This is a genomic window from Agromyces sp. C10 (genome assembly GCF_023217995.1).
In the GTDB taxonomy this organism is placed as follows: Bacteria; Actinomycetota; Actinomycetes; order Actinomycetales; family Microbacteriaceae; genus Agromyces; species Agromyces indicus.
The window spans coordinates 180,726-206,070 of record NZ_JALPSX010000006.1 but is presented as its reverse complement, the minus strand read 5'-3'; the positions used below and the strand labels follow the sequence as shown (position 1 = coordinate 206,070).

24 protein-coding genes are annotated in these 25,345 nt (G+C 71.8%); 12 read left to right on the top strand and 12 right to left on the bottom strand.

All coding sequences use genetic code 11. From position 1 onward, the window contains the following. Nucleotides 1-10 precede the first annotated feature (10 nt). The 7 genes from M1L56_RS08930 to idi are packed head-to-tail and all read right to left on the bottom strand — an operon-like array spanning nucleotide 11 to nucleotide 5,733. Nucleotides 11-922 carry a prenyltransferase gene (locus tag M1L56_RS08930; RefSeq protein WP_248598938.1) on the bottom strand — a complete coding sequence of 304 codons (912 nt, stop codon included), beginning with the start codon at nucleotides 920-922 and terminating at the stop codon, nucleotides 11-13. After that, a complete protein-coding gene (locus M1L56_RS08925) occupies nucleotides 919-1,293 on the bottom strand; it encodes a lycopene cyclase domain-containing protein (protein ID WP_248598937.1) in 375 nt (124 codons plus the stop codon). Before M1L56_RS08925 ends, M1L56_RS08930 begins: the two co-directional genes overlap by 4 nt. Then, entirely contained in the window at nucleotides 1,290-1,661 is a 372-nt protein-coding gene (locus tag M1L56_RS08920; protein ID WP_248598936.1) for a lycopene cyclase domain-containing protein, read from the bottom strand. The genes M1L56_RS08925 and M1L56_RS08920 overlap by 4 nt, the downstream gene beginning before the upstream one ends. Next, a complete protein-coding gene (crtI, locus tag M1L56_RS08915) occupies nucleotides 1,658-3,271 on the bottom strand; it encodes a phytoene desaturase family protein (protein ID WP_248598935.1) in 1,614 nt (537 codons plus the stop codon). The genes M1L56_RS08920 and crtI overlap by 4 nt, the downstream gene beginning before the upstream one ends. Next, nucleotides 3,268-4,155: a squalene/phytoene synthase family protein gene (locus M1L56_RS08910; protein ID WP_067945287.1), complete on the bottom strand. Its 888-nt coding sequence runs from the start codon at nucleotides 4,153-4,155 to the stop codon at nucleotides 3,268-3,270. Before M1L56_RS08910 ends, crtI begins: the two co-directional genes overlap by 4 nt. Next, nucleotides 4,152-5,198, bottom strand: coding sequence for a polyprenyl synthetase family protein (locus M1L56_RS08905; RefSeq protein WP_067945289.1), 1,047 nt, complete (start codon nucleotides 5,196-5,198; stop codon nucleotides 4,152-4,154). Before M1L56_RS08905 ends, M1L56_RS08910 begins: the two co-directional genes overlap by 4 nt. Beyond that, nucleotides 5,191-5,733, bottom strand: coding sequence for an isopentenyl-diphosphate Delta-isomerase (gene idi / locus M1L56_RS08900; RefSeq protein WP_067945291.1), 543 nt, complete (start codon nucleotides 5,731-5,733; stop codon nucleotides 5,191-5,193). Before idi ends, M1L56_RS08905 begins: the two co-directional genes overlap by 8 nt. 147 nt (nucleotides 5,734-5,880) lie before the next feature. Here idi and M1L56_RS08895 point away from each other — a divergent pair, with 147 nt between their 5' ends. From M1L56_RS08895 to M1L56_RS08875, 5 genes are all read left to right on the top strand, one after another. After that, entirely contained in the window at nucleotides 5,881-6,348 is a 468-nt protein-coding gene (locus tag M1L56_RS08895; protein WP_067945293.1) for an NUDIX domain-containing protein, read from the top strand. 9 nt (nucleotides 6,349-6,357) lie between these two features. Next, nucleotides 6,358-6,972, top strand: a complete 615-nt coding sequence (locus M1L56_RS08890) for a CDP-alcohol phosphatidyltransferase family protein (protein ID WP_082846890.1) — start codon at nucleotides 6,358-6,360, stop codon at nucleotides 6,970-6,972. A gap of 17 nt (nucleotides 6,973-6,989) precedes the next feature. Next, nucleotides 6,990-7,490 carry an FHA domain-containing protein gene (locus M1L56_RS08885; protein ID WP_067945295.1) on the top strand — a complete coding sequence of 167 codons (501 nt, stop codon included), beginning with the start codon at nucleotides 6,990-6,992 and terminating at the stop codon, nucleotides 7,488-7,490. Continuing rightward, entirely contained in the window at nucleotides 7,487-8,179 is a 693-nt protein-coding gene (locus M1L56_RS08880; RefSeq protein ID WP_067945297.1) for a MerR family transcriptional regulator, read from the top strand. The genes M1L56_RS08885 and M1L56_RS08880 overlap by 4 nt, the downstream gene beginning before the upstream one ends. A 107-nt stretch (nucleotides 8,180-8,286) precedes the next feature. After that, nucleotides 8,287-8,841, top strand: coding sequence for a MerR family transcriptional regulator (locus M1L56_RS08875; RefSeq protein ID WP_248598934.1), 555 nt, complete (start codon nucleotides 8,287-8,289; stop codon nucleotides 8,839-8,841). Between the two features lie 102 nt (nucleotides 8,842-8,943). Here the strand turns inward: M1L56_RS08875 and M1L56_RS08870 are convergent, their stop codons facing one another. Continuing rightward, nucleotides 8,944-9,786 (bottom strand): ParA family protein, encoded by an 843-nt coding sequence (locus M1L56_RS08870; protein WP_248598933.1) that lies wholly within the window; start codon nucleotides 9,784-9,786, stop codon nucleotides 8,944-8,946. A gap of 79 nt (nucleotides 9,787-9,865) precedes the next feature. Between M1L56_RS08870 and M1L56_RS08865 the strand changes: the two genes are divergently transcribed. From M1L56_RS08865 to def, 3 genes are read left to right on the top strand one after another with little or no spacing between them, the layout of a single operon-like run. Beyond that, nucleotides 9,866-13,276: a pyruvate carboxylase gene (locus M1L56_RS08865; protein WP_248598932.1), complete on the top strand. Its 3,411-nt coding sequence runs from the start codon at nucleotides 9,866-9,868 to the stop codon at nucleotides 13,274-13,276. A gap of 48 nt (nucleotides 13,277-13,324) precedes the next feature. Beyond that, nucleotides 13,325-14,677: a MinD/ParA family protein gene (locus M1L56_RS08860; RefSeq protein ID WP_067945305.1), complete on the top strand. Its 1,353-nt coding sequence runs from the start codon at nucleotides 13,325-13,327 to the stop codon at nucleotides 14,675-14,677. A gap of 13 nt (nucleotides 14,678-14,690) precedes the next feature. Then, nucleotides 14,691-15,182, top strand: a complete 492-nt coding sequence (def, locus tag M1L56_RS08855; RefSeq protein ID WP_067945307.1) for a peptide deformylase — start codon at nucleotides 14,691-14,693, stop codon at nucleotides 15,180-15,182. Between the two features lie 72 nt (nucleotides 15,183-15,254). Here def and M1L56_RS08850 read toward each other — a convergent pair whose 3' ends face one another. Beyond that, the gene (locus M1L56_RS08850; RefSeq protein ID WP_067945309.1) at nucleotides 15,255-17,090 is read right to left on the bottom strand and encodes a long-chain fatty acid--CoA ligase; all 1,836 of its coding nucleotides are present in this window, start codon (nucleotides 17,088-17,090) and stop codon (nucleotides 15,255-15,257) included. Between the two features lie 144 nt (nucleotides 17,091-17,234). Here M1L56_RS08850 and M1L56_RS08845 point away from each other — a divergent pair, with 144 nt between their 5' ends. From M1L56_RS08845 to M1L56_RS08835, 3 genes are all read left to right on the top strand, one after another. Beyond that, complete coding sequence (locus M1L56_RS08845; RefSeq protein ID WP_248598931.1) at nucleotides 17,235-18,185, top strand: ROK family glucokinase; 951 nt, start codon at nucleotides 17,235-17,237, stop codon at nucleotides 18,183-18,185. 46 nt (nucleotides 18,186-18,231) lie between these two features. Beyond that, the gene (locus M1L56_RS08840; protein WP_067945313.1) at nucleotides 18,232-18,921 is read left to right on the top strand and encodes a 1-acyl-sn-glycerol-3-phosphate acyltransferase; all 690 of its coding nucleotides are present in this window, start codon (nucleotides 18,232-18,234) and stop codon (nucleotides 18,919-18,921) included. Nucleotides 18,922-19,045: 124 nt separating this feature from the next. Continuing rightward, nucleotides 19,046-20,374, top strand: a complete 1,329-nt coding sequence (locus M1L56_RS08835) for a class II 3-deoxy-7-phosphoheptulonate synthase (protein WP_248598975.1) — start codon at nucleotides 19,046-19,048, stop codon at nucleotides 20,372-20,374. Between the two features lie 112 nt (nucleotides 20,375-20,486). On the opposite strand, the gene pknB is transcribed toward M1L56_RS08835, so the two are convergent. Then, entirely contained in the window at nucleotides 20,487-22,370 is a 1,884-nt protein-coding gene (gene pknB, locus M1L56_RS08830) for a Stk1 family PASTA domain-containing Ser/Thr kinase (protein ID WP_248598974.1), read from the bottom strand. Nucleotides 22,371-22,491: 121 nt separating this feature from the next. Continuing rightward, a complete protein-coding gene (locus tag M1L56_RS08825; protein ID WP_248598930.1) occupies nucleotides 22,492-23,688 on the bottom strand; it encodes a LysM peptidoglycan-binding domain-containing protein in 1,197 nt (398 codons plus the stop codon). 134 nt (nucleotides 23,689-23,822) lie between these two features. Here M1L56_RS08825 and M1L56_RS08820 point away from each other — a divergent pair, with 134 nt between their 5' ends. Beyond that, nucleotides 23,823-24,161 carry an Rv2175c family DNA-binding protein gene (locus tag M1L56_RS08820; RefSeq protein ID WP_248598929.1) on the top strand — a complete coding sequence of 113 codons (339 nt, stop codon included), beginning with the start codon at nucleotides 23,823-23,825 and terminating at the stop codon, nucleotides 24,159-24,161. A 28-nt stretch (nucleotides 24,162-24,189) separates the two neighbouring features. Here M1L56_RS08820 and M1L56_RS08815 read toward each other — a convergent pair whose 3' ends face one another. Then, entirely contained in the window at nucleotides 24,190-25,302 is a 1,113-nt protein-coding gene (locus M1L56_RS08815; RefSeq protein WP_248598928.1) for a polyprenyl synthetase family protein, read from the bottom strand. Between the last annotated feature and the right edge of the window lie 43 nt (nucleotides 25,303-25,345).

Below are 25,345 nucleotides of genomic sequence, written 5' to 3'. Positions count from 1 at the left end.
CCGCAGGCGGTCAGCGCACGAGCGCCCACCAGATCATGAGCAGCGTCACCGCGAACCCGACGGCGTAGTTGATGAGGATGAACCGGCGCCAGCCGCGGTTCGACTCGCCGGATGCGGCATCCGTCACCGAACGATACGGCCACGCCGCCCGCAGGTACGGCAGGACCAGCAGCGCGGCGAGCGGCCCGGGCCACTCCGTCGCCAGCATGAGCAGCCCGGCCGCCGTCCAGAAGGCCAGCGCCATCCGCACGGTGGCCGCCGCGCCGAACGCCGTCGCCACCGAGGCGATGCCCGCCTCGCGATCCGGGATCACGTCCTGCACGGCGCCGAAGGCGTGGCTCGCGATGCCCCAGAGGAAGAACGCCGTGAGGAGCGCCACCAGCGGCCACGTGAACTCCGCACCGGCGACCGCGAGGCCGTACACGGCGGGACTCACGAAGTGGGTGCTCGACGTGACCGAGTCCAGGAGGGGCCGTTCCTTGAACCGCAGGCCCGGCACCGAGTAGGCGAAGACGGCGAAGAGGCTGATCGCGAGCACCACCCACGACGACGGATGCGACGTGCCCGCCAGCCACAGCATGGCCGCCACGAGCGGTGCGGCCGTGACGACCCCCGCCCACACCACGGCGCGATGCAGGCCGGGATCGAGCAGCGCTCCTTCGGCCCCGCCCTTGCGCGGGTTGCGGAGGTCGGATTCGTAGTCGAAGACGTCGTTCACGCCGTACATCAGGAGGTTGTACGGGATGAGGAAGAACAGCGTGCCGACCACCAGCAGCGCATCGACCTCGCCGGTCGTGAGGAGGTAGGCGGCGGCGAACGGGAAGGCCGTGTTGACCCAGCTGATCGGCCGCGATGAGAGGAGCACCTGGCCGACCGCGTGGCGCGTCCGCCGTGCCGTGCGCGACGCCTCGGGACCCGTCATGCGCGTTCCTCCGTGTCGTCCGTGCCGTCGCCCGCCGTCTCGGCCACCGCCCGTGGCGACCTGCCGGGCCAGCGGCGCACCGCGAGCCCCCACACCGCCGGCAGCAGCAGCACGCCCGCGAGCGGGTACAGGAAGTCCTCGATCGGTGCGAGCCCGATCGTCAGGCCCGAGCGTTGTCCGTCATCGTACGCGACGATGCCGGTGCCGATGATGAGGGAGTCGAACACCGCGGTGAGCACGAACAGCGCGACCGCGGCCACGAGCATGGCGATCCGTCGGCGGCGTGCGGCCGCCGCGTCCCGGGGGCGCCAGGCCCACGCGGCCAGGACCGCTGCCGCGACGAACGGGAGGCTCATGAGCGCGTAGGTCATCCGGCCGATCCCGTCGCGCGGTCGCCCGGCACGGATGCCGCGTGGCCGAGTGCCCTCGTCCGCAGCATCCGCTCGACCCCCAGCACCAGCACCAGGGTCAGGTAGCACAGGAAGAAGAGGAAGACCGGCTCCTCGAGCGGCAGCTCGGGCGCGAGTTCGATGCCCGTGACGATCTGCGACTCGCCCCGGAAGAACACGCCGAGCACGATGCCCGCCGCATCCCACAGCAGGAAGAAGGCCAGGCCGACGCCGATCGTGACGGCTGCCGCGATCGGCGCACGCCAGAACACCAGGCGCCAGCGCGCGTCGATGAGCGCCATGCAGCCGATGACGAGGAGCAGGCCGCCGAGGTACGCGAACGCCGTCATGCGAGGGATGCGCCCGGACCGGCGGCCCCCACGGCATCGGACGACTTCGGCTCCGGGATCGGGCCGGCCGATCGGTCGCCGCGCACGCGCTTCACGACGTTCTCGGCACTGATGAGGCACATCGGCAACCCGATGCCGGGGACCGAGGAGCCGCCCGCGTAGTAGAGCCCGTCGACCCGCCGGGACTGGTTCGTGCCGCGCAGGAACGCGCTCTGCCGGAGGGTGTGCGCGGGTCCGAGCGCACCGCCCTGCCAGGAGTTCAGGTCGTCGGCGAAGTCGGCCGGACCGATGGTGCGGCGGACGACGATGCGCTCCGCGAGGTCGTGGACGCCGGTCGCCTCGGCGATCCGCGCGATGGCGCGGTCGGCGGTCTCCTCGACCAGCCGGTCGCCGGCGCCGTCGAGTCCGCCGTTGCCGATCGCGACGTCGGCGGGCACCGGGATGAGGATGAACAGGTTCGTGTCGCCCTCGGGTGCCACCGTGGGATCGGTCGCGCTCGGCATGCACACGTAGAACGACGCGGGATCGGGCACGTGCGGGTCGGAGCCGAAGATCGCCCCGAAATTGCGCTTCCAGTCCTCGGTGAAGAAGAGCGTGTGGTGCTCCAGGCCGGGCACCTGTCCGCGGATGCCGAGCAGGGCGAGCACCGCTCCAGGACCCGAGGTCCGTCGACGCCACCAGGTCTCGGGGTAGGTCTGCGCCTGCCGCGGCAGCAGCTCGGTCTCCGTGTGGTGCAGGTCCGCCGCCGAGACCACTCGGTGGGCCGGGGCGACGACGCTGCGGCCCGACGCGTCGCGGAAACGGGCGCCCGCGACCGCCGGCTTGGCGTCGCCGGACAGCTCGATGGACTCCACCCGCGCGCCGGTCACGATGTCGACTCCGGCCGCGGTCGCGACCGCCGCGATCCGGTCGATGAGCTCGGCGAAGCCGCCCTGCGGGTAGAAGACTCCCTGCTGCAGGTCCATGTGGCTCATGAGGTGGTACATCGCCGGCGTGGCATCCGGGGAGGAGCCGAGGAACACGGCCGGATAGCCGAGCACCTGCTGCAGACGCCGATCGCGCACGGCCTGCGCGGCGAACCGGTCGAGCGGCGTCGCGAGCAGCCTCGCCAGACGGCCCGACTGGCGCAGGACCTCGCCCGTGAGCAGCTCGCGGGGGTCGTCGAAGTTCGTGTAGAGGAATCGGCGGCGGGCGATGTCGTACGCCGACTCGGCCGAGTCGAGGTAGCGCTCGAGCGCACGGCCGGCGCCCGGCTCGATCGACTCGAACAGGGCGACGTTCTCTTCCCGCGTCGGGCGGATGTCGACCGGATCGGCGAAGCCCTCCGCGTACACGCGATAGCCCGGATCGAGGCGGACCAGGTCGAGCTCCTGCTCGGCACTCGTGCCGAAGAGGCGGAAGAAGTGATCGAACACCTCCGGCATGAGGTACCACGAGGGGCCGGTGTCGAACCGGAACCCGTGCCGCTCCCAGCGGCCGGCCCGCCCGCCGATCTCGTCGCGCGCCTCCAGCAGGGTCACGCGGTGCCCGTCCCGGGCCAGCAGCGCGGATGTGGCGAGCCCGGCGATGCCTCCGCCGATCACCACGATGCGTTCGGATGCGCCGATCATCGTCGATTCCCTCCCGTGCCCAGTGCGGAGCGGACCGCGATGGCGAGCTTCTCGCCGTCGGGCACGCGGATCCGCGTCGCCATGATCTCGGATGCCGGGGTCGTCCGGCAGCGTGCGGTGAGGCTCGCGAAGAGCCCGTGCGCGGTCGCGACCGCCGATCGCGCCCGGCGAGGCAGCTCGGGCAGCGCGCTCCTCGCGATCTCCAGGTCGCGGTCGATGTCGTCGAGGATCGCGGTCTTGTCCTCTTCGGTGAAGGCCTCGGGATCGACGCCGGGGAAGTAGTTCCGGCCGAGGGTCCGCCAGTCGACCGCAAGGTCCCGGAGGAAGTTGATCTTCTGGAACGCCGCACCGAGGTGGATCGCGCCGCGCTCGAGCCGCGCACGGCGGGCCTCGTCCGCGGGCTCGTCGACGAGGAAGGCGGCCAGGCACATGAGGCCGACCACCTCGGCGGAGCCGTGGATGTACGGACCGATCTCCTCGCTCGTGAACGGCGCCGGATCGAGGTCGCGGCGCATCGACGCGAAGAACGGCCGCGTGAGCTCGACGCCGAACCCGGTCTCTCTCGCCACCTTGGCGAAGGCGTGGACCACGAGGTTCGCCGAGTAGCCGAGTCGCATGGCGCGCTCGGTGTCGGCCTCGAGCCCGTCGAGGACCTCGTGGAGCTCGTCCGGGCTGAGCCCGGCCTCGGCCGCCGCGCCGTCGACGATCTCATCGGCGACCCGCACGAGGGCGTACACCGAGCGGATGCGGCGACGGGTCTCGGCGTCGAGGAGCTTGGCCGCGGCACCGAACGAGGTCGAGTAGCGGGCGATCACGGTCGCCGAACCGGCCTCCGCGGCATCCGTGTACCGGTCGAGCAGCCCCAGCATCGAGCGACGGCTCATCGCACCCGCTCCATGGCGCGCTGGGCGAACTCGTGCAGCTCGACGCGCAGTTCGGCGGGCAGCTCGGCCGAGTCCAGCTCGTACCGGGCGAGCGTCACGTGCTCCTCGGCCAGGGCCGTCGCGGCCTCGCGAGCGCCGCACTCGAGCAGCTCGGCGCGCAGCTCCGCTGCGGCATCCTCGTCGAGCGCGGGGTCGCCCAGCCGCTCGGCGATCCGAGGCCAGGCGGCCGTGGTCGCCGCGTGCGCGATGAGCGCCGTGCGCTTGCCCTCGCGGAGGTCGGCCGAGGCGGACTTGCCCGTGATCGCCGGGTCGCCGAACACGCCCAGCACGTCGTCGGTGATCTGGAAGGCCACGCCGACGAGCCGGCCGAAGCGGCAGAGGGCCGAGACGATGTCGGGGCCCGCGCCGGCCAGCACCGCGCCGGCCGCGAGCGGCGCCTCGAACGAGTAGACCGCGGTCTTCTGCTCGAGCGTCGAGAGCACGGCCTCGAGTGCCGGCGTGGTCCCGCGCAGCGAACCGGTGACGTCGGCCAGCTCACCGGCGGCCGAGATGAACACGGCGCGATCCAGGATGTCGAGGAGCGCCTCGCGGCGCTCGGCCGGGATCGGCAGCATCGCGATCTCGCGATGCGCACGGCTGAGCGCGAGGTCGCCCGCGAGGACCGCGGCGGTCTCGGCCCACACCGCGCTCGCGCGCTCGTCGGCACCGTGCTCGAGCGCGCGGGCCGCGAAGCGTCCCGCGACGTTGGGCGCGCCGCGCCGCACGGTGTCGCGATCGATGAGGTCGTCGTGGATGAGGAACGCGGTGTGCAGCAGCTCGAAGGCGAGGGCCACGCGGGTCGCCATCGCCCGGTCGGCTCCACCGAATCCGCGGTAGGCCGACCACACCAGGCGCGGGCGCACCCGCTTGCCGCCCGAGCTCTGCTGCTCGATCGACTCCCACAGCGCCGCGTAGTGGGCGCCGTACGCGCCGGCTCGGATCCGCGCCTCCGTGAAGAAGGTGCGGAGTTCCTCGTCGATCGCGGAGTCGAGCAGTTCAGGCACGGAACAGCTCCAGCTCCCGTGCCTGGAGGACCAGCCACGGGCTGAACGCCCACGGCGCCGCCTGGACCGCGGTGGCGAGCGAACGCGGGTCCACCCAGCGGTACTCCGCGACCTCGCGCGGGTTCGGGTCGGGCTCGCCGTCGGTCGTGGCCACGTACACGGGGCACACCTCGTTCTCGACGATCCCGCTGGCATCCGTCGCCCGATACCGGAACAGCGGCAGCGCCAGCTCCACCGACCCGATCTCGAGCCCGAGCTCGAAGTCGGCGCGGCGGTGGACCGCGTGGAGCAGCGGCTCGGCCGGCTTCGGGTGGCCGCAGAACGAGTTCGTCCACACGCCCGGCCAGGTCTGCTTGCCGATCGCCCGACGCGTGATGAGCACCTCGCCGATGGGGTTGACCACATGGCAGGAGAACGCGAGGTGGAGCGCGGTGTCCGGGCCGTGCACGGCGCTCTTCGGCGCCCGACCGATCGGCGTGCCCGACTCGTCGAGGAGCACCACCTCGTCTTCGACGGTTCTGGTCGTCTGCGGCATCGTGCCTCCTCCTCGCTGCGGGCGATGTGCGCTGACCCGTGCGGATCGTGGGATCGAAGCTAGCAGCGAGACGGATGGGGGTGGAACAACCGAAAGTTGGACCGGCGCGCCCGCCGCAGGTCCGTCCTCGTGGGGCATGCTGGAGGGATGACGGGCGAGAGCGGCGACGGATGGGTGCACGGGCCCGACGGCTCCCGCTACTGGGGGCGCTTCGGCGCCGCGGGACTCCTGCTCGTCGACCCGCACGGCGCGGTCCTGCTGCAGCACCGCGCGGAATGGAGCCACTTCGGCGGCACGTGGGGGATCCCGGGCGGTGCGCGGCACCTCGGCGAGTCGGCGTTCGACGCGGCGGTGCGCGAGACGACCGAGGAGGCGGGGCTGCCCCCGGAGCTCGTCGTCCACCGGTTCGAGAGCGTACTCGACCTCGGATTCTGGTCGTACACCACCGTGGTCGCCGACGCCGTCGAGCGATTCGAACCGCGGATGACGGACCCCGAGAGCATCGCGCTGAGCTGGACCCCGATCGACGACGTCGACGCCCTGCCGCTGCATCCGCGATTCGCCGAGGCGTGGCCGGCGTTGCGGGCACGCGTCCGACCGGGCGTCGATCGATAGGATCGACACGTGGCGGGGCAGAGCGTGGGGGCGCAGGTCTGGACGATACCGAACGTCCTCTCGATGCTGCGGCTGCTCCTGGTCCCCGTCTTCCTCGTCCTCGTGGTCCGTGGCGCCTACGTGGCCGCGCTCGTCGTCCTCGTCGTGGCGAGCCTCTCCGATCTCCTGGACGGCTACCTCGCGCGACGGTTCGACCAGGTGACGCGCCTGGGTCAGCTGCTCGATCCCGCGGCCGACCGGCTGTACATCTTCGCCGCACTCGTGGGGCTCGCCGCCAACGGCCTCGTGCCGTGGTGGATCGTCGTGGTCATCGTCGCGCGCGACGTGATGCTCCTGGTGCTGGGCGTCGTCCTCGCCAATCACGGCTTCGGCCCGCTGCCCGTGCACCAGCTCGGGAAGGCCGCGACCTTCGCGCTCTTCTTCGGCGTCCCGGTCATCATGTTGGGGCTCGCGTTCCCCGCCGCCCAGCCGGTGAGCGAACCCCTCGGCTGGTCGGTGACGCTCTGGGGCGCGTTCCTCTACTGGTGGGCGGGGATCATCTACGCGATCGAGACCGTGCGCGTGGTGCGGATCCCGCGTGCATCCGGGCCCGCCGCATCCGATACGCTGGAGCAGGGAGGTTAGTGGTGGCGGATTCCGACATGACTCAGGCCGGTGCGAACGGTGAGGAGCGGGAGCCCTCGACCGCGACCTCGGCGCACGAGTTCAACGGCGCGAACGACACGACGATGGGGTTCAGCCGTGAGGCCGCCGCGCAGTTGAGCGCGCTCGACGCTGACATCAGCGCGGCCGAGCAGGAGGCGATCAACGCCCTGCCGTCCGGCTCCGCGCTGCTGATCGTCCGTCGCGGACCGAACGCGGGCGCGCGATTCCTGCTCGACACCGACGTCACGACGGTCGGCCGGCACCCCGATGCCGACATCTTCCTCGACGACGTGACCGTCTCGCGCAAGCACGCGGAATTCGTCCGGCACCGCACCGCGTTCGAGGTCCGCGACCTGAACTCGTTGAACGGCACCTACTTCGACGGCGTCCGCATCGAGACCGCGCTGCTCAGTGACGGCGCCGAGGTCCAGATCGGCAAGTACCGGCTCACCTTCTACGCGTCGCGTCGCGACCTCTCGCCGGCGGGCACCGGGTGACCGAGGGCGCCGCGACGCGGCGTCAGGTCCACGCCCCGCCGCTGTTCGGCATCGGTCAGGTCCTCGCGAAACTCCAGCCGGAGTTTCCGGAACTGACGCCGTCCAAGCTGCGCTTCCTCGAGGAGCAGGGGCTCGTCACGCCCGCGCGCACGGCCGCGGGCTACCGCAAGTTCTCGCCCGACGACATCGAGCGACTCGGCGTCGTGCTGTCGATGCAACGCGACCACTACCTTCCGCTGAAGGTCATCCGGGCTCACCTCGAGGCGGTCGACCGGGGCGAGACGCCCGCGCTCCCCGGAGCCACCAGCGGTGCCACCGTGCGCGCGACGGCGAACCGGTTCACGCGCAGCGAACTCGTGCAGGCGGCCGGCGCGACGCCGAAGCTGCTCGACGAGGCGATCGCGTCCTCGCTCATCCGTCCCGCCGACGTCTACGGCGAGGAGGCGCTCCAGCTGCTCCGCTCGCTCGTCGCCCTCGGCGGCGTGGGCATCGAGCCGCGGCACCTCCGCGGACTCCGAGGGGCGGCGGAACGCCAGGCCGCACTGATCGATCGGGCGATCGCGCCGGAGCGTCGCCGCGATGCGGCCGGTCGGGCTCGCAACGACGAGCGCGCGGGCGAGCTGGCCGGCCACCTGGCGTCCGTCCACGCGAGCGTCCTGCGGCAGTCGCTCGGCCGTTCGTCGGACTGACCACGACACGCCGTGACGTTCGGCCCGATGTCCTCGACTCCGATGCCCGCCGTGGGTAGCGTGGAATCCGCGCCGCTGCGGCGCCGACGACAGTGAGGGGCGATGGGATGACCGAGCTCGATCGGAGCGAACGCGCACGCTACGACCTCGGCCTGCTCTTCACCGACGGCCTGCCGGAGCACGACGACGGCACGGGGTATCGCGGCGCGGTCGCCGCTCGGGCCGCGGGCATCAGCTACCGCCAGCTCGACTACTGGGCGAGGACCCAGCTGGTGGAGCCGACGGTCCGCGGCGCGGCGGGCTCCGGCTCCCAGCGGCTCTACGGCTTCCGCGACATCCTCGTGCTGAAGCTCGTGAAGCGCCTGCTCGACACGGGCATCTCGCTCCAGCAGATCCGCATCGCCGTGACCCAGCTGCGTGAGGCCGGCATCGACGACCTGGCGCAGACCACGCTCATGAGCGATGGCGCGAGCGTCTACCTGTGCACCTCCGACGACGAGGTCATCGACCTCGTCAACCGCGGACAGGGCGTGTTCGGCATCGCGGTCGGCAAGGTCCTGCGCGAGGTCGAGTCCACGCTCGTCGAACTCGACACCCAGTCGGCCGACCAAGTCGACGAGCTCGCTGCTCGGCGCAGCCGCGCGGCGCGCAAGATTTCGTAACCCGGCGTCATCAGCCGACGGATGCCGCGCCGCGGCGCCATCCGTCATCGAATGCACCGCGACGGCCGCCGTCACGGCCGGACGCGGGTGGCGACCCGACGGTCAGCGCGAGGCCGAGTCGATCTCGAGCCGCTGCGGCTGGGCGGCGCCGAACTCGCCGATGCGGGCGGTGCGGAGCACGCGCTCGAGCAGCTGGTCGAAGTGGTGCGACATCTCCTCGGCGCTCTCGCCCGGCCACATGTGGAGCGGCTTCGCCGCACCCTGCGCCTGCTGGAGCGACGTGCGCTCGGGCAGCTGCGGCGAGAGCACGAGCGGACCGAACATGTCACGGAGTTCCTTGATGCGGAACTGGTGCTCGAGCGACTGCACGCGGGCGCGGTTGACGATGATGCCGAGCGGCTGCAGTCGGGGGGAGAGGCCGCGGCGGATCTCCTCGATCGCGCGCAGGGCCCGATCGGCCGCGGCGACGGAGAACAGCCCGGGCTCGGTGACGACGGCGACGCGGTCGCTGGCCGCCCACGCGGTGCGCGTCAGGGCGTTCAGCGACGGAGCGCAGTCGATGAGGACGAGCTCGTAGTCGGCCTCGACGTTCGCGAGCGCCTCCTCGAGCTTCCAGATGTCGCGGATCGACGGGTGCGGCCCGTCGTAGTTGATGGCCGACGGGCTGCCGATCATGACGTCGATCGTGGACTGCGGGTTGGACCGGGCCCAGCCGCTCGGCGCGATCGCCGAACGGACGATCTTCTCCTTGGGGGAGGCGAGCACGTCGGCGACGTTCAGGTGGCCGGCGACCTGGATGTCCATGCCGGTCGAGACGTCGGACTGCGGGTCGAGGTCGACGACCAGCGTGCGCACCCCGCGAGCGAAGGCCGCGGAGGCCAGCCCGAGCGTGACGGTCGTCTTTCCGACGCCGCCCTTCAGGGAACTGACCGAGAGAACGTGCACGAGCGAATACGTTACCGTTACTCGCACGGCGATACCTAAATGTTCGCTGTGCGGAGAACCCCCACCCGGAAAGGCCTGCATGTTCGAGAAGATCCTGGTCGCCAATCGCGGTGAGATCGCCATCCGGGCGTTCCGAGCCGCCGTCGAGCTCGGTGCGAAGACCGTCGCCGTCTTCCCGTATGAGGACCGCAACTCGCTGCACCGCCTGAAGGCGGACGAGGCGTACCAGATCGGCGAACCGGGGCACCCGGTGCGCGCCTACCTCGACGTGTCCGAGATCATCCGGGTGGCCAAGGAGTCGGGCGCCGACGCGATCTACCCCGGCTACGGGTTCCTCTCCGAGAACCCCGAGCTCGCACAGGCCGCGGCCGACGCGGGCATCACCTTCATCGGTCCGCCCACCCGAGTGCTCGAGATGGCGGGCAACAAGGTCACGGCGAAGGAGCAGGCGATCGCCGCGGGCGTGCCGGTCCTGAAGTCGACCGAGCCGTCGCGCGACGTCGACGCCCTGCTCGCGCAGGCCGACGAGATCGGGTTCCCGATCTTCGCCAAGGCCGTCGCCGGCGGCGGTGGACGCGGCATGCGTCGCGTCGACAAGCGCGAGGACCTGCGCCGGGCGCTCGAGGAGGCCATGCGCGAGGCCGACAGCGCGTTCGGCGACCCGACGATGTTCCTCGAGCAGGCCGTGCTGCGGCCCCGCCACATCGAGGTGCAGGTGCTGGCGGATGCCGCGGGCGAGACCGTGCACCTCTTCGAGCGCGACTGCTCGGTGCAGCGCCGCCACCAGAAGGTGGTCGAGATCGCGCCCGCGCCGAACCTCACGGACGAGATCCGGCAGTCCCTCTACCGCGACGCGGTGGCGTTCGCGAAGTCCATCGGGTACGTCAACGCGGGCACGGTCGAGTTCCTGCTCGACACGGCGGGCGAGCGCGCCGGCCAGCACGTCTTCATCGAGATGAACCCGCGCATCCAGGTCGAGCACACCGTCACCGAGGAGGTCACCGACGTCGACCTCGTCGTCGCCCAGATGCGCATCGCCGCGGGGGAGCGGCTCGCCGACCTCGGGCTGACGCAGGACCGCATCCACCTGCGCGGTGCGGCGATCCAGTGCCGCATCACCACCGAGGACCCGACGGCGAACTTCCGCCCGGACACGGGCAAGATCACGACCTATCGGTCGCCGGGCGGTGCCGGCATCCGCCTCGACGGCGGCACGGTGAACCCCGGTGCGCAGATCAGCCCGCACTTCGACTCGATGCTCGCGAAGCTCATCTGCCGCGGCCGCGACTACCAGCAGGCGGTCACGCGCACCAAGCGCGCCCTCGCCGAATTCCGCATCCGCGGCGTCTCGACCAACATCCCGTTCCTCCAGGCCGTGCTGGAGGATGCGCAGTTCATGTCGGGCGACCTCAGCACCTCGTTCATCGACGAGCGCCCGCAGCTCATGCGCGGGCGGGTCTCCAAGGACCGCGGCACCAAGATCCTCAACTGGCTCGCGGATGTCACGGTCAACCAGCCGAACGGTCCCGCACCGACGACGGTCGCGCCGGTCGACAAGCTCCCCGAGCTCGACCTCGGACGACCCGCGCCGAGCGGCTCGCGGCAGCGCCTCCTCGAGCTCGGACCGGCCGGGTTCGCGGCGGCGCTGCGGGCCCAGACTCCGTTGGCGGTCACCGAGACGACGTTCCGCGACGCCCACCAGTCGCTCCTCGCGACGCGCGTCCGCACGCGCGACCTCGCGGCGGTCGCCCCGTACGTCGCCCGGATGACGCCCGAACTGCTCTCGGTCGAGGCGTGGGGCGGCGCGACGTACGACGTCGCGCTCCGCTTCCTCGGCGAGGACCCGTGGGAGCGGCTCGCCACCCTCCGCGAGGCGCTGCCCAACCTGAACATCCAGATGCTCCTGCGCGGGCGCAACACGGTGGGCTACACGCCGTATCCGACCGAGGTGACCGACGCCTTCGTGCAGGAGGCGGCCTCGACCGGCGTCGACATCTTCCGCATCTTCGACGCGCTGAACGACGTCTCGCAGATGCGGCCGGCGATCGACGCGGTGCTCGCGACGGGCAACTCGGTCGCCGAGGTCGCGGTCTGCTACACCGGTGACCTGCTCGACCCGGCGGAGGACCTCTACACGCTCGACTACTACCTGCGCCTCGCCGACGACATCGTCTCGGCCGGCGCGCACATCCTCGCGATCAAGGACATGGCGGGGCTCCTGCGTCCGGCGGCGGCCGAGAAGCTCGTCGCCGCGCTGCGCGAGCGGTTCGACCTGCCCGTACACCTGCACACCCACGACACCGCCGGCGGGCAGCTGGCCACGCTCCTGGCCGCCAGCCGCGCCGGTGTCGACGCGGTCGACGTCGCGAGCGCCCCGATGGCCGGGACCACGAGCCAGCCCTCGGCGTCCTCGCTCGTCGCCGCGCTCGCCCACACCGAGCGCGACACGGGCATCTCGCTCGAGGCCGTCTCGGACCTCGAGCCCTACTGGGAGGCCGTGCGCCGCCTGTACCGCCCGTTCGAGTCGGGCCTCCCGGGGCCCACGGGTCGGGTCTACCACCACGAGATCCCCGGCGGCCAGCTCTCGAACCTGCGGCAGCAGGCGATCGCCCTCGGCCTCGCCGACGACTTCGAGCTCATCGAGGACATGTACGCCGCGGCGAACAAGATCCTCGGCCGCGTCCCGAAGGTGACGCCGTCGTCGAAGGTCGTCGGCGACCTCGCCCTGCACCTGGCTGCGGTGAAGGCCGACCCCGCCGACTTCGAGGCGAACCCCGAGAAGTACGACGTGCCCGACTCGGTCATCGGCTTCATGGCCGGTGAGCTGGGCGACCTGCCCGGCGGGTGGCCGGAGCCCTTCCGCAGCAAGGTGCTCGCCGGCCGGGACGTGCGCGTCGGCGTCACGGAGCTGACGCACGCGCAGCGCCGGGGTCTCGAGTCGCCGGGGCGCGAGCGCCAGGAGCTCCTGAACTCGCTCCTCTTCCCGGCGCCGACCCGTCAGTTCGAGCAGATCCGCGAGCTGTTCGGCGACCTCTCGGTCGTCGACACGGCCGACTACCTCTACGGCCTCCGACCGGGTGCGGAGCACGTGGTCGAGATCGCGAAGGGCGTCCGTCTGTACGCCGGCCTCGAGGCCATCGGCGAGGCCGATGACAAGGGCATGCGGACCGTCATGACGATCCTGAACGGGCAGCTGCGCCCGGTGTTCGTCCGCGATCGCAGCATCACGGTCGAGGCGCGCGCCGCGGAGAAGGCCGACCAGTCGCAGCCGGGGCACGTCGCCGCGCCGTTCTCGGGCGTCGTCACGCTCCAGATCGAGGCCGGAGCCGAGGTCGCCGCCGGTCAGGCGGTCGCCTCGATCGAGGCCATGAAGATGGAAGCGGCGATCACCTCGCCCATCGCCGGCGTGGTCGAGCGGGTCGCGATCCCGAAGACCCAGCAGGTCGAGGCGGGTGATCTGCTGGTCGTCGTCCGCCCGGCGGTAGGCTGACTGCGTCCCGCACTGGTGAGCGTTCCGCACTGACGAGGAGGGGTATCGGTGGCTGAACCCGACGAGAGCAGGTCAGCCGAGCGTCGGCCGGGTTCGCGTTCCGCCGGTCGACGGCGGTCCGGCGCCGACGCCGCGGGCGAGGCGGGCGAACCCGTCGACGTCCGGGTCGACCTCCCGCCCCCGCCGCCTCCGCGGATGCCCGATGACGAGGTCGCCGTCGCCATCGACGACGTCGCCGTCGACCCCGGGGACCTCTCGGGCTCCGCCGGGACCGTTTCGATCGAGCTGCGCGATCCCGCGATCGCTCCGGGCGGGCGCGGTCGGAACGCGTCGCCGTACGGCGCGCTCCTCGCGGCCGACGCGTCGAGGCTCCGCCGCGAGCGGGTCGCCACCGACACCGGTGCCCACGTCGCCATCGTCACGGATGCCGCGACGGAACTCGTGCCCGCCGGCGGGCCGGAGTCCGCGGACGCCCTCACCGCCGATCGGCTGATCGACGCGACCAGGACCATGCGGCCGGCGCCGCAGGGCGGGTTCAACCGGTTCCTGTACGACGCCACGTTCCACCTCGTGAACCTCGGCGACTCCGCGAAGGTCCGCGCCCACCGTGCGATGACCGAGCGGATCCAGCGCCGCTTCGAGGGCGGTGCGCGATTCGTCCCGGTGCTCACGCGCAAGGGCGGCGTCGGGAAGACCACCGTGACGACGCTCCTCGGCATGGCGCTGGCGGATGCGCGCGACGATCGGATCATCGCCATCGACGCGAACCCGGACCGCGGCACGCTCGCGGAGCGCGTCGACCGCCAGACCCGCGAGACGGTGCGTGATGTCGTCGCACGGGCGGCATCCATCACGGGCTACACGGAGTTCTCGCAGTTCGTGTCCCGCGACGAGACCCGGCTCGACATCCTCGCGTCGGACACCGACCCGAACCTCGCCGAGGCGTTCGACGCCGACGACTACTCGGTCGTCGCCGACCTCGCCGCCCGCTACTACTCGCTCGTGCTCACCGACTGCGGGACGGGCATCGTCCACTCGGTGATGCGCGCCACCCTCGAGCGGGCGGACGCCATCGTCGTGGTGTCGGGCGGCAGCGTCGACGAGGCCCGGCTCGCGAGCGAGACCCTGACGTGGCTCGAGGCGAACGGCTACGACGAACTGGTGAGGAACGCGGTCGTCGCGATCAACCTCGCCACCCAGGGCACGCATCTCGTCAAGGTCGACGAGATCGAAGCCCACTTCCAGTCGCGCGTGCGCGAGATCGTGCGGATCCCGTACGATCCCCAGCTCGCGGCGGGCTCCGTGGTGCACTGGCGCGACCTGCGCCCGGTGACCCAGCACGCGGCCCGCGAACTCGCCGCCCTCGTGGTGGAAGGCCTGCCCGCCGACCGCGGGCACTGATCTCGGAGCACCATTGCCGGAACGTCCCATTCGCCTGTTCGGCGATCCCGTCCTGAAGACCGTCTCAGCACCCGTCGAGCAGATCGACGATCGCGTGCGCGCCCTCGTCGACGACCTCGTCGACAGCGTCCGGCTGCCCGGGCGCGCGGGGGTCGCCGCGCCGCAGATCGGCGTGAACCTGCGCGTGTTCAGCTACAACGTCGACGGCGAGGTCGGGTACATCATCAATCCGCGCGTCGTCGAGGTGTCGGGCGAACCCGAACTCGTCGACGAGGGCTGCCTGTCCGTGCCCGGACTGTGGCACAAGACCCCGCGGCATCCGTTCGCACGGGTGCAGGGCATCGACCTGGACGGCAACGAGATCGAGCTCGCCGGCGAAGGCCTGATGGCGCAGGCGCTGCAGCACGAGGTCGACCACCTGGACGGCCTGCTCTACCTCGATCGGCTCGAGAAGGACGAGCGCCGGGCGGCGATGCGCGCCGTACGCGAGTCCGACTGGTTCTGACCCGCGCACCGAGACGACGACGGGCCCCGCGGATGCCGCGGGGCCCGTCGTCCGGTCGGAGCGACCGACGGATCACTGCACGATCGAGTGCCCCTCGGTGGCGGGGGCGCCGGTGTACATGCCCTCGATCTGCGCGCTGAAGTCCTCGAGGATCACGTTGCGCTTGATGCTCATCTTGGGCGTGAGGTGGCCGCTGGCCTCGGTGAACTCGAGCGGGAGGATGACGAACTTGCGGATCGACTCCGCCCGCGAGACCGTCTCGTTCGCGGCGTCGATGGCCCGCTGCACCTCGGCGAGGACCGCCGGGTGCTTGGTCGCCTCGTCGAGGCTCATGCCGGCATCCTCGCCGTGGGTGTTCAGCCACACGGGGAGCATCTCGGGGTCGAGGGTGACGAGCGCCGAGATGAACGGCTTCTTGTCGCCGACCACCACCACCTGACCGACCAGCGGGTTGGCGCGGATCGGGTCCTCGAGCGCCGCCGGGGCGACGTTCTTCCCGCCCGCCGTGACGATGATCTCCTTCTTGCGGCCCGTGATGGTCAGGAACCCGTCGGAGTCGAAGGTGCCGATGTCGCCGGTCTTGAACCAGTCGCCGTCGAACACGTCGGCCGTCGCCTCCGGGTTCTTCCAGTACTCCTTGAACACGTTGATGCCCTTGACCTCGATCTCGCCGTCGTCGGCGACGCGGACGGCCACGCCGGGCAGGGCCGGTCCGACCGTTCCGATCTTCGACTTGGTGACGAGGTTCACCGTGGCCGGCGCCGTGGTCTCGGTGAGGCCGTAGCCCTCGAGGATCGTGATGCCGAGCGCGTGGTAGAAGTGGCCGAGGCGCGGACCGAGGGGAGCGGAGCCGGAGACGGCGTACTTGACGTTGCCGCCCATCGCGGCGCGGAGCTTGGAGAAGACGAGCCGGTCGAACAGCCGGAACTTCAGCTTGAGCCCGAGGGGGATCTTGCCGCCGGACTCCTGGGCGGTCGAGTACGCGACCGCGGTCTCGGCGGCCGCGTGGAAGATCTTGCCCTTGCCGCCGGCCTCCGCCTTCTGCTCGGACACGTTGTAGACCTTCTCGAACACGCGGGGCACCGCGAGGAGGAAGGTCGGCTTGAAGCTGCCGAGCGACGGGAGCAGCTGCTTGGTGTCGGGCTGGTGTCCCACGCGGACGCCCGCGTGCACGCACAGGACCGAGATGAAGCGGGCGAAGACGTGCGCCGTGGTGATGAACAGCAGCGTCGATGCGCCGTTGGGGTCGAGCACGACCTCCTTCAGCGCCACCGCCGAGTTGCGCGACAGCTCGACGAAGTTCGAGTGCGTGAGGACGCAGCCCTTCGGACGGCCGGTGGAGCCGGACGTGTAGATGAGCGTCGCGATGTCCGAACCGACCGCGAGGTTGCGCCGGCGCTCGATCTCGTCGTCGGGCACGTCGGCGCCTGCGGTGGCCAGCTTGTCGAGGTCGCCGAGGTCGATCTGCCAGACGTTGCGGATCGCCGGGAGGTCGGGGTGCACCTCGTCGAAGCGGGCGAAGTGGTCGGCCGTCTCGACGATCACGGCGATCGAGCCGGAGTCGCCGAGGTTCCACTTGACCTGCGACGGCGAGCTCGTCTCGTAGATCGGCACGAGCACGGCTCCGGCGAACCACACCGCGAAGTCGATGAGGGTCCACTCGTAGCGCGTCTTGCACATGAGGCCGATCTTGTCGCCGGGCTGGATGCCCGCGGCGACGAGGCCCTTGGCCAGCCGGACGACCTGGTCGTGGAACTCCCGGGTCGTGACCGGGGACCAACCGCCGTCGGCGGTCGGCAGGGAGAACAGCACGGAGTCGGGCGTCGCCTTGAGGCGGTCGACGAGCAGGTCGGTGGTGTTCGCGTCCGGGTCCGCGGGGACCAACGGTGCTGTGGCGAATTCGGTCACGGTAGCTCCTTCGGCACCGGGAGGTCGCACACGCTTCGGGGCCGCGCGAACCTCGGCATTGGGGTTGACTACACTCTAGTCGGTGCTGCGCGGTGCGTCCGCTGCGGTTCCGCTTCCCCGCCCCCCTCCGAAAGGCAGTCGCACGTGCACGCGATCGGCATCGACATCGGCGGCACCAAGATCGCCGGGGCAGTCGTCGACGAACTCGGCGCCATCGTGCGCAGTGAGCGCGTCCCCACGCCCGCCGGCGACTCGGTCGCGCTCGAGGATGCCGTGGTCGGCATGATCCGGAGCCTGTCCGAGGGCGAGCCGATCGGCGCGGTCGGCGTGGCTGCGGCGGGCTTCATCGATGCGGCGCAGTCGACGGTGTACTACGCGCCGAACATCGACTGGCGCAACGAGCCCTTCCGCGAGAAGCTCGAGGCCCGCGTCGGCACGACCGTGATCGTCGAGAACGACGCGAACGCGGCCGGATGGGCCGAGTTCCGCTTCGGCGCCGGTCGGATGGTGAGCGACATGGTCATGCTCACCATCGGCACCGGCGTCGGCGGTGCGATCGTCGCCGGCGACCGGCTCTTCCGGGGCGGGTTCGGTGCGGGCGCCGAGCTCGGCCACCTCCGTGTCGTCCCGGGCGGCATCGCCTGCGGCTGCGGCCAGCACGGATGCCTCGAGCAGTACGGGTCGGGACGCGCGCTGATGCGCATGGCCAACGAGATCGCCGACGCGGGCGGCATCGGCCAGGCGCTCGCGCGGGCTCGCGACGAGCACGGCGCGCTCGACGGCGCCATCGTGGGCGGGCTCATCGCCGAGCAGGACCCGGGCGCCCTCGCAGCGCTCCGGCAGCTGGGCCGGTGGCTGGGCGAGGCGTCCGCGAGCCTCTCGGCGGTGCTCGACCCCCAGCGCTTCGTCTTCGGCGGGGGCGTCGCCGTGGCGGGGGAGCTCCTGCTGGCGCCCGTTCGCGAGGCGTTCCTCGAGCACCTGCCCGCTCGCGGGTACCACCCGGAGCCGGACTTCGTCATCGCCGAACTCGTCAACGACGCCGGCGTCGTCGGCGCGGCCGACCTCGCGCGCCTGTGGGTCGAGGAACACGCCTGACCCGGGGATAGGCTGTGCTGGCGGGAGCGACGGACGGAGGAGACCGGTGTTCTACTGGATCATGAAGCACATCGTGATCGGGCCGATCCTCCTCGCCGTGTTCCGCCCGTGGGTGGTCGGCCTCGAGCACGTCCCGAAGCAGGGTCCGGTGATCCTCGCCTCGAACCACCTCTCGTTCATCGACTCGATCTTCCTCCCGCTCGTGGTCGACCGCCCCGTGGTGTTCCTCGCGAAGAGCGAGTACTTCACCGGCAAGGGCCTGAAGGGCTGGGCGACCCGACTGTTCTTCCAGGCGGCGAACCAGCTGCCGATCGATCGTTCCGGCGGGAAGGCCTCCGAGGCGTCGCTCAACACCGGCCTCCGCGTGCTGGGCGAGGGGCGGATCCTCGGGATCTACCCCGAGGGCACCCGCAGCCCCGACGGCCGCCTTTACCGCGGACGCACCGGCGTCGCCCGCATGGTGCTCGAGGCCGGCGTCCCGGTCGTGCCCGTCGCCATGATCGGCACCGCGGAGGTCATGCCGATCGGGACCCGAGTGCCCAAGGTGCGCCGCGTCGGCATCGTCTTCGGCGAGGCGCTCGACTTCAGTCGCTTCGAGGGAATGGAGGGCGACCGCTTCGTGTTGCGCTCCGTGACCGACGAACTCGTCTACGACCTCCGCGCCCTGAGCGACCAGGAGTACGTGGACGTGTACGCGAGTTCGGTCCGGGAGCAACGCGCCACGCAGTCGCGGTAGGCTGGCGAGACGGCGTCGCGACCCGGCGCCGGTTTCCGTTCCCTCCCCGCGCCCCGCGCGCCCAACCCTCCAGGACACCAAAGTGGTACAGCTCGTCGAGCCCATCGTGAACGCAGATCCCTCCGTGATCGCGGGCCTCGACTATTGGCGCACGCTGCCGATCAAGCAGCAGCCCGCTTGGCCCGACCCGGAGGCGGCGCACGCGGCATCCGCTGAACTCGCGGCGCTGCCCCCGCTCGTCTTCGCCGGCGAGGTCGACATGCTGCGCGATCGGCTCGCGTCCGCGTCGCGCGGCGAGGCGTTCCTCCTCCAGGGCGGCGACTGCGCGGAGACCTTCGCGGGTGCGACGGCCGACCAGATCCGGAACCGCGTCAAGACCGTGCTCCAGATGGCGGTCGTGCTCACCTACGGCGCCTCCATGCCGGTCGTGAAGATGGGCCGCATGGCCGGGCAGTTCGCCAAGCCGCGTTCGAGCGACACCGAGACGCGCGGCGACATCACGCTGCCCGCGTACCGCGGCGACATCGTCAACGGCTACGACTTCACCCCCGAGTCGCGGGCGGCCGACCCCTCGCGGCTGCTGCAGGGCTACCACATGGCCGCGTCCACGCTGAACCTCATCCGGGCCTTCACCCAGGGCGGGTTCGCCGACCTCCGCCAGGTCCACGCGTGGAACCAGGGCTTCGCCGCCAACCCGGCCAACGTCCGCTACGAGAAGCTCGCGCGCGAGATCGACCGCGCGGTGAAGTTCATGGACGCGTGCGGCGCCGACTTCGACGAGCTCAAGCGCACCGAGTTCTACACCGGCCACGAGGGCCTGCTCATGGACTACGAGCGGCCCATGACGCGGATCGACTCCCGGACCGGCACGCCGTACAACACCTCGGCGCACTTCATCTGGATCGGCGAGCGCACCCGCGAACTCGACGGCGCGCACGTGGACTTCCTGTCCCGCGTGCGCAACCCGATCGGCGTGAAGCTCGGACCGACGACGACGCCCGAGGTCATGATGGAGCTCGTCGAGAGGCTCGACCCGCACCGCGAGCCGGGCCGGCTCACGTTCATCACGCGCATGGGCGCCGGGAAGATCCGCGACGCGCTGCCGCCCCTGCTCGAGGCGATCAAGCGCAGCGATGCCAATCCGCTCTGGGTCACCGACCCCATGCACGGCAACGGCATCACCACGCCGACCGGCTACAAGACGCGTCGCTTCGACGACGTCGTGGACGAGGTCAAGGGCTTCTTCGAGGCGCACCGGGCGGCGGGCACGCACCCGGGCGGCATCCACGTCGAGCTCACGGGCGACGATGTCACCGAGTGCCTCGGCGGTTCCGAGCACATCGATGAAGAGACCCTCGCGACCCGCTACGAGTCGCTGTGCGACCCGCGACTGAACCACATGCAGTCGCTCGAGCTGGCATTCCTCGTGGCCGAGGAGCTCGCCGCGCGCTGATCGGCGCGCGCCTCCGACGACCTTCGACGGGCGGTCGCGGTGTCCCACGGATGCCGCGGCCGCCCGTCGGCGTCCGGAGCTGCGGGGCCCGTGGGAGCGCGTCGGTGGGTCGTCAGGGCTGGAAGTTGACCGTGATCTCGGTGCCGCGCTTCACGCGTTCGCCGGCGGCCGGGCTCTGCACGGAGGCGACGACCGCGCCCTCGAGGAACTGCGGGACGTTCGACGTGACCGCGAAGCCCAGCTCCTCGAGCTGGGTGCGCGCCTGCGCCACCGTCTGGCCGGTCACGACGTTCGGCACCTCGACGAGGTCCGGCCCCTTCGACACCGTGAGCCGCACGGTGTCGCCCGGGTTCATCGGGTCGTCGAGCCAGTCCGCCGTGATGACCACGTCGACGGGGACGTTGTCGTCGAAGGCCGGGTCGGCGAACTCGACCCGGAGGCCCGCGCCCTCGAGCCTGGCCTGCGCGTCGCCGACGGCGAGCCCCTCGACGGGCGGCACGGGGCCGGCGGACACGACGAGCGAGAGCGCACCGCGTTCCGGGTAGGTCGCCGGCACCGCCGCACCGTCGGCGTCGAGCACCGCGATGACGAGGCCGGCCTCGACCTCGCCGGAGAACTGGAGCGCAGCCTCGTCGGCGACGGTGAAGAACTCGCCGAGCTGCGCCCGGGCATCGGCCTCGGGCAGTCCGATGACCGCCGGGACGTCGAGGAACTGCGGCCCGATCGAGACGAACAGCTGCACGGTCGAGCCGCGCCGCGCTTGGGCGCCGGCCTCCGGGTCGGTTCCCGAGACCTGACCAGGCGGCACGACGGGATCGTTTCGCTCGGCGAGCTCGACCTCGAAACCCGCCTCCTGGAGCACCTGGGTGGCGCTGTCGGGCATCAGGTTGACCGTGTCGGGCACCACGGCGAGCGAGCCCGGTCCGGCCCCGAAGTACCAGCCGGTTCCACCGGCGAGTCCGGCGAGCACGAGCACGAGCGCGAGCAGCCAGTAGCCGCGGCGGCGCCGGCGGTCGGTCGTGCGGGTGAGGACGGCCGCGTCGTCGTCGGGCTCCGCGGCATCCGTCTCGGCCACCGCGAGCGCGCCGCCGCCGAGCACGCGCGTCTCGGCGGTGGGCAGGTGATCGCCGGCCGCGATGACCATGGTGTCGCCGGCCGCCACCGCGGGCTGCGACGGGCGGAGGTGCGGTTCCATCTCGCGCAGGCGCTCGAGCATCGCCCGGGCGTCGGCCGGCCGCTGGTCGGGGTCCCTGGTGGTCGCCCAGAGCACGAGCTCGTCGAGCTCGGGCGGGATCGACGGATTGCGCGTGCTCGGCGCCGGAACGGAGTCGTTCGCGTGCTGGTAGGCGATCTGCATCGGCGCCTCGCCGACGTAGGGCTGCTCGCCCGTGAGCATCTCGTAGGTCATGATGCCGAGCGCGTAGATGTCGCTGCGCGCATCGGCCACGCCGCGCGTCACGAGCTCGGGGGAGAGGTAGGCGATGGTGCCGAGCAGGGCCTGGCCGGTCGCCGTGTTGGCACTCGCCGCGCGCGCGAGCCCGAAGTCGCCGAGCTTGATGCGGCCGTCGTCGGCGAGCAGCACGTTCTCGGGCTTGAGGTCGCGGTGGACGATGCCGGCCTTGTGGGCGGCGGCGAGGCCCGAGAGCACGGCATCGAGGATGTCGACGGTCTGCTCGGGGGTCAGCCGCGTGTAGTCCTTCAGCAGGTCGCGGAGGGTGATGCCCGGCAGGTACTCCATGACCAGGTAGGCCATGTCGGCGTCCTGGCCCTGGTCGAAGACGTTCACGACGTTCGGATGCGCGAGCCGCGCGGCCGACCGCGCCTCCTGCACGAACCGGGTCTTGAACGTGTTGTCGTCGGCCAGGTGGCCGTGCATGATCTTGATCGCGACGCGGCGCTCGAGGCGGAGGTCGGTCGCGAGGTACACCGTCGCCATGCCCCCGCGGGCGATCCGCGAGCGCACCTGATACCGGCCGTCGACGAGACGGCCGATCATCGGGTCGGCGGGCGGCGCGGTGGTCACCGTACGAGTGTACGAATTCGCGTATGCCGCGAGCCGAACAAACGCCGGGGAGCCTCAGGATCGCAACGGCATCGTGATGACGGATGCCGAGGGCTCAGCCGAGCTCGTCCAGCCAGCGCCGCGCCGTCGCCTCCCATTTGGCGTAGTGGTGCGGGTGGGCGCTCCGCTGGACCGCCTGCGCGGCCTCCGTCACGGGCATCGAGGACCAGCCGTCGATGTCCAGCAGGCCGGGCGCGATCCCCGCCGTCGGCGAGGTCGGTCCGCCGTAGAAGGCGCGCGCGGCCCGGACCGGGTCCAGCACCTCCTCGGGAGTGCCCCAGCCCTGGCTGGGCCGCTGCTGGAACAGGCCCATCGAGTCGCGGTCGCCGTGGCGGAGGTTCCTGAGGCCGGACTCCTGGGCGGCCGCGGCGAGGGCGATGACGATGCCGCGGTCGGGCACGCCGAGCCGCCGTCCCACCTCGACGATGATCCGGGCGTTCGCCCGCATGTCGGGGTCCAGGGGGACGTCCGTCGACGCGGCGGCCGTGGCCTCGACGGGCTCGGCCCGGCGGACCACGAGTCGCTGGCCCGGGTGGATCACGGCGTCGCGGTCGAGGTCGTTGAGCTCGAGGAGCCGCGCGAGCGTGATGCCGTGGCTGACGGCGATGCCGATGGGCGTGTCGCCGGCGACGACCTCGTGCGTGACGGTCGTGCTCGCGGGGGCCGACGAGCCGCCGTCCGGAGCGTCGGCACGGGGGAGGACGATCGACTGCCCCGGGAAGATGAGGCTCGCGCGGTTCAACCCGTTCGCCCGCAGCACGTCGTCGACCGCGAGGCCGTGCTCGGCCGCGATCCGCCCGATGGTGTCGCCGGGCGCCACCACGTGTCGCGCGATGTCGGGCCGCTCGGCGGTCCGCTGCGGCCCGCCGGCGGGCAGCGCCAGGCGCTGGCCGGGGAAGATCAGGCTCGACCAGCTCAGCCCGTTCTTGGCGAGCACCTCGGCGGTCGACAGTCCGTATCGCGCGGCGATCCCGCTGACGGTGTCCCCGTCGCCGACGGTGACCTCGGCGGGCACGTCGGTCGCAGTGCGCACCTGCGGCGCGGCGGTGGGCGCGGAGCGCTGCGCCTTGGCCTTCGGCGACCGCTTCACCGTCTGGGAGGTCGCCTCCGCCGGGTGCGCGAAGCCGAGCGTCACGGCGACGGCGCTCGCGAGCGCGATGGGGACGGTCAGCAGGCGACGGACGGTGCGCGGCCGGATCGCCGGCACGTGCGCGTCGTCACCCGTCGGTGCGGCCCCCGGATGCTGCGTCATGTTCCCCCTCCGCTCCCAGGCGGACGCCGTCACCGTCTCACGCGGCCCGGAGCGAGTCAAACTCATCCGCGCGCGTCGCCCGGGCCCGGCGAGGGCGGTTCCGTCGGCCCGGTCCGTCGTGGCAGGCTGGATGCGTGACCGATGCCGACCAGACCGACTGGCTGACCATCCCCGAACTCGTCGAGCGCCTCGGCCAGACCCCGAGCCGGATCCGACGCCTCATCGACGAGCGCTACCTCCTGGCGACGAAGATCGACGGCGTGCTGAAGGTGCCGGCCGACTTCCTCCGCGACGACGTGCCGCTGCCGGAGCTCCATGGCACGGCGATCGTCCTCGCCGACGCCGGCTTCAGCGACGCCGAGGCGCTCGAGTGGCTGCTCGGCGAGGAGGACAGCCTGGGCACCACGCCGATCGCGGCGCTGCGCGCGGGCCGGAAGTCGGAGGTCCGCCGGGTGGCGCAGGCGCTCGCCTGAGCCCCGACGCCTCGTCCGCGGCTCGTCGTCAGCTGACCCGCCGGGTCACCGCATCGGCGAGTTCGGCCAGTCCGGCCGCGGCATCCGGCTGGAGGTCGGCGGCGTCGAGCGCCGCCATAGCCTGCGCGGTGTTCTCGTCGATCAACCGCTCGACGGCGTCGACCGCCCCGGCGTCGCGGATGGCGCCCTGCAGGTCGGCCACCTGGGCCTCGGTCAGGTCGGGGTCGCCCAGCAGGTCGTCGAGGCGGCGTCGATCGGCCGGATCCATCCGCTCGCGCGCGATCGCCACGAGGACCGTGCGCTTGCCCTCGCGGAGGTCGTCGCCCGCGGGCTTGCCGGTGACGCCGGGGTCGCCGTAGACGCCGAGGAGGTCGTCGCGCAGCTGGAACGCCACCCCGAGCGGCAGCCCGAACGCCCGCAGCGCCTCGAGGTCGCCGCGCGATGCTCCGGCGATGGCTCCGCCGATCGCGAGGGGCGCCTCGATCGAGTACTTCGCCGACTTGTAGACCACCACGCGCTCGGCCCGGGCGCGCTGCTCGGTCTCGGCCCGCGCGTGCCAGGCGCGCTCCTCGAGGATGTCGAGGTACTGGCCGGCGGTCACCTCGGTGCGCATCCGGTTGAACTCCAGCCGCGCCGCCCGCACGGCTGCGAACGAGCCGAGGCCGGCGAGCCCCTCGTCGAGGAGTTCGTCGCTCCAGCCGAGGAGCAGGTCGCCCAGGAGGATCGCGGTGCCGCGCCCGTAGTCGGCAGAGTCGCCCGACCAGCCCGAATCGCGGTGCTGGCCCTCGAACACGCGATGGGCCGACGGCGCGCCCCGACGCGTGTCGGAGTGGTCGATCAGGTCGTCGTGCACGAGCGCCGCGGCGTGGAACACCTCGAGGGCGGCCGAGGCCGACACGACGGCGGCCAGGCCCGCCTCGTCGCCCGCGTCGGCGCTCCCGTCGCCGCGTCCGCGGACCGCCTCCCAGCCGAGATGGCAGAACCGTGCGCGGAAGCGCTTGCCGCCGCTGAGAAAGCGCTCCGAGAATCCGGACAGCGGGTCGAGGTCGACCGCGATGGAGCGGAGAATGGAAGCGCGATCGGCGAGGAACTCCTCGAGGCGTTCGTTGACCAGTTCGACGAGTCGGGGAGCCGGGACCATCGTCCTAGCCTAGCGACGGCGCGGGAGACTAGAATGGACGCTA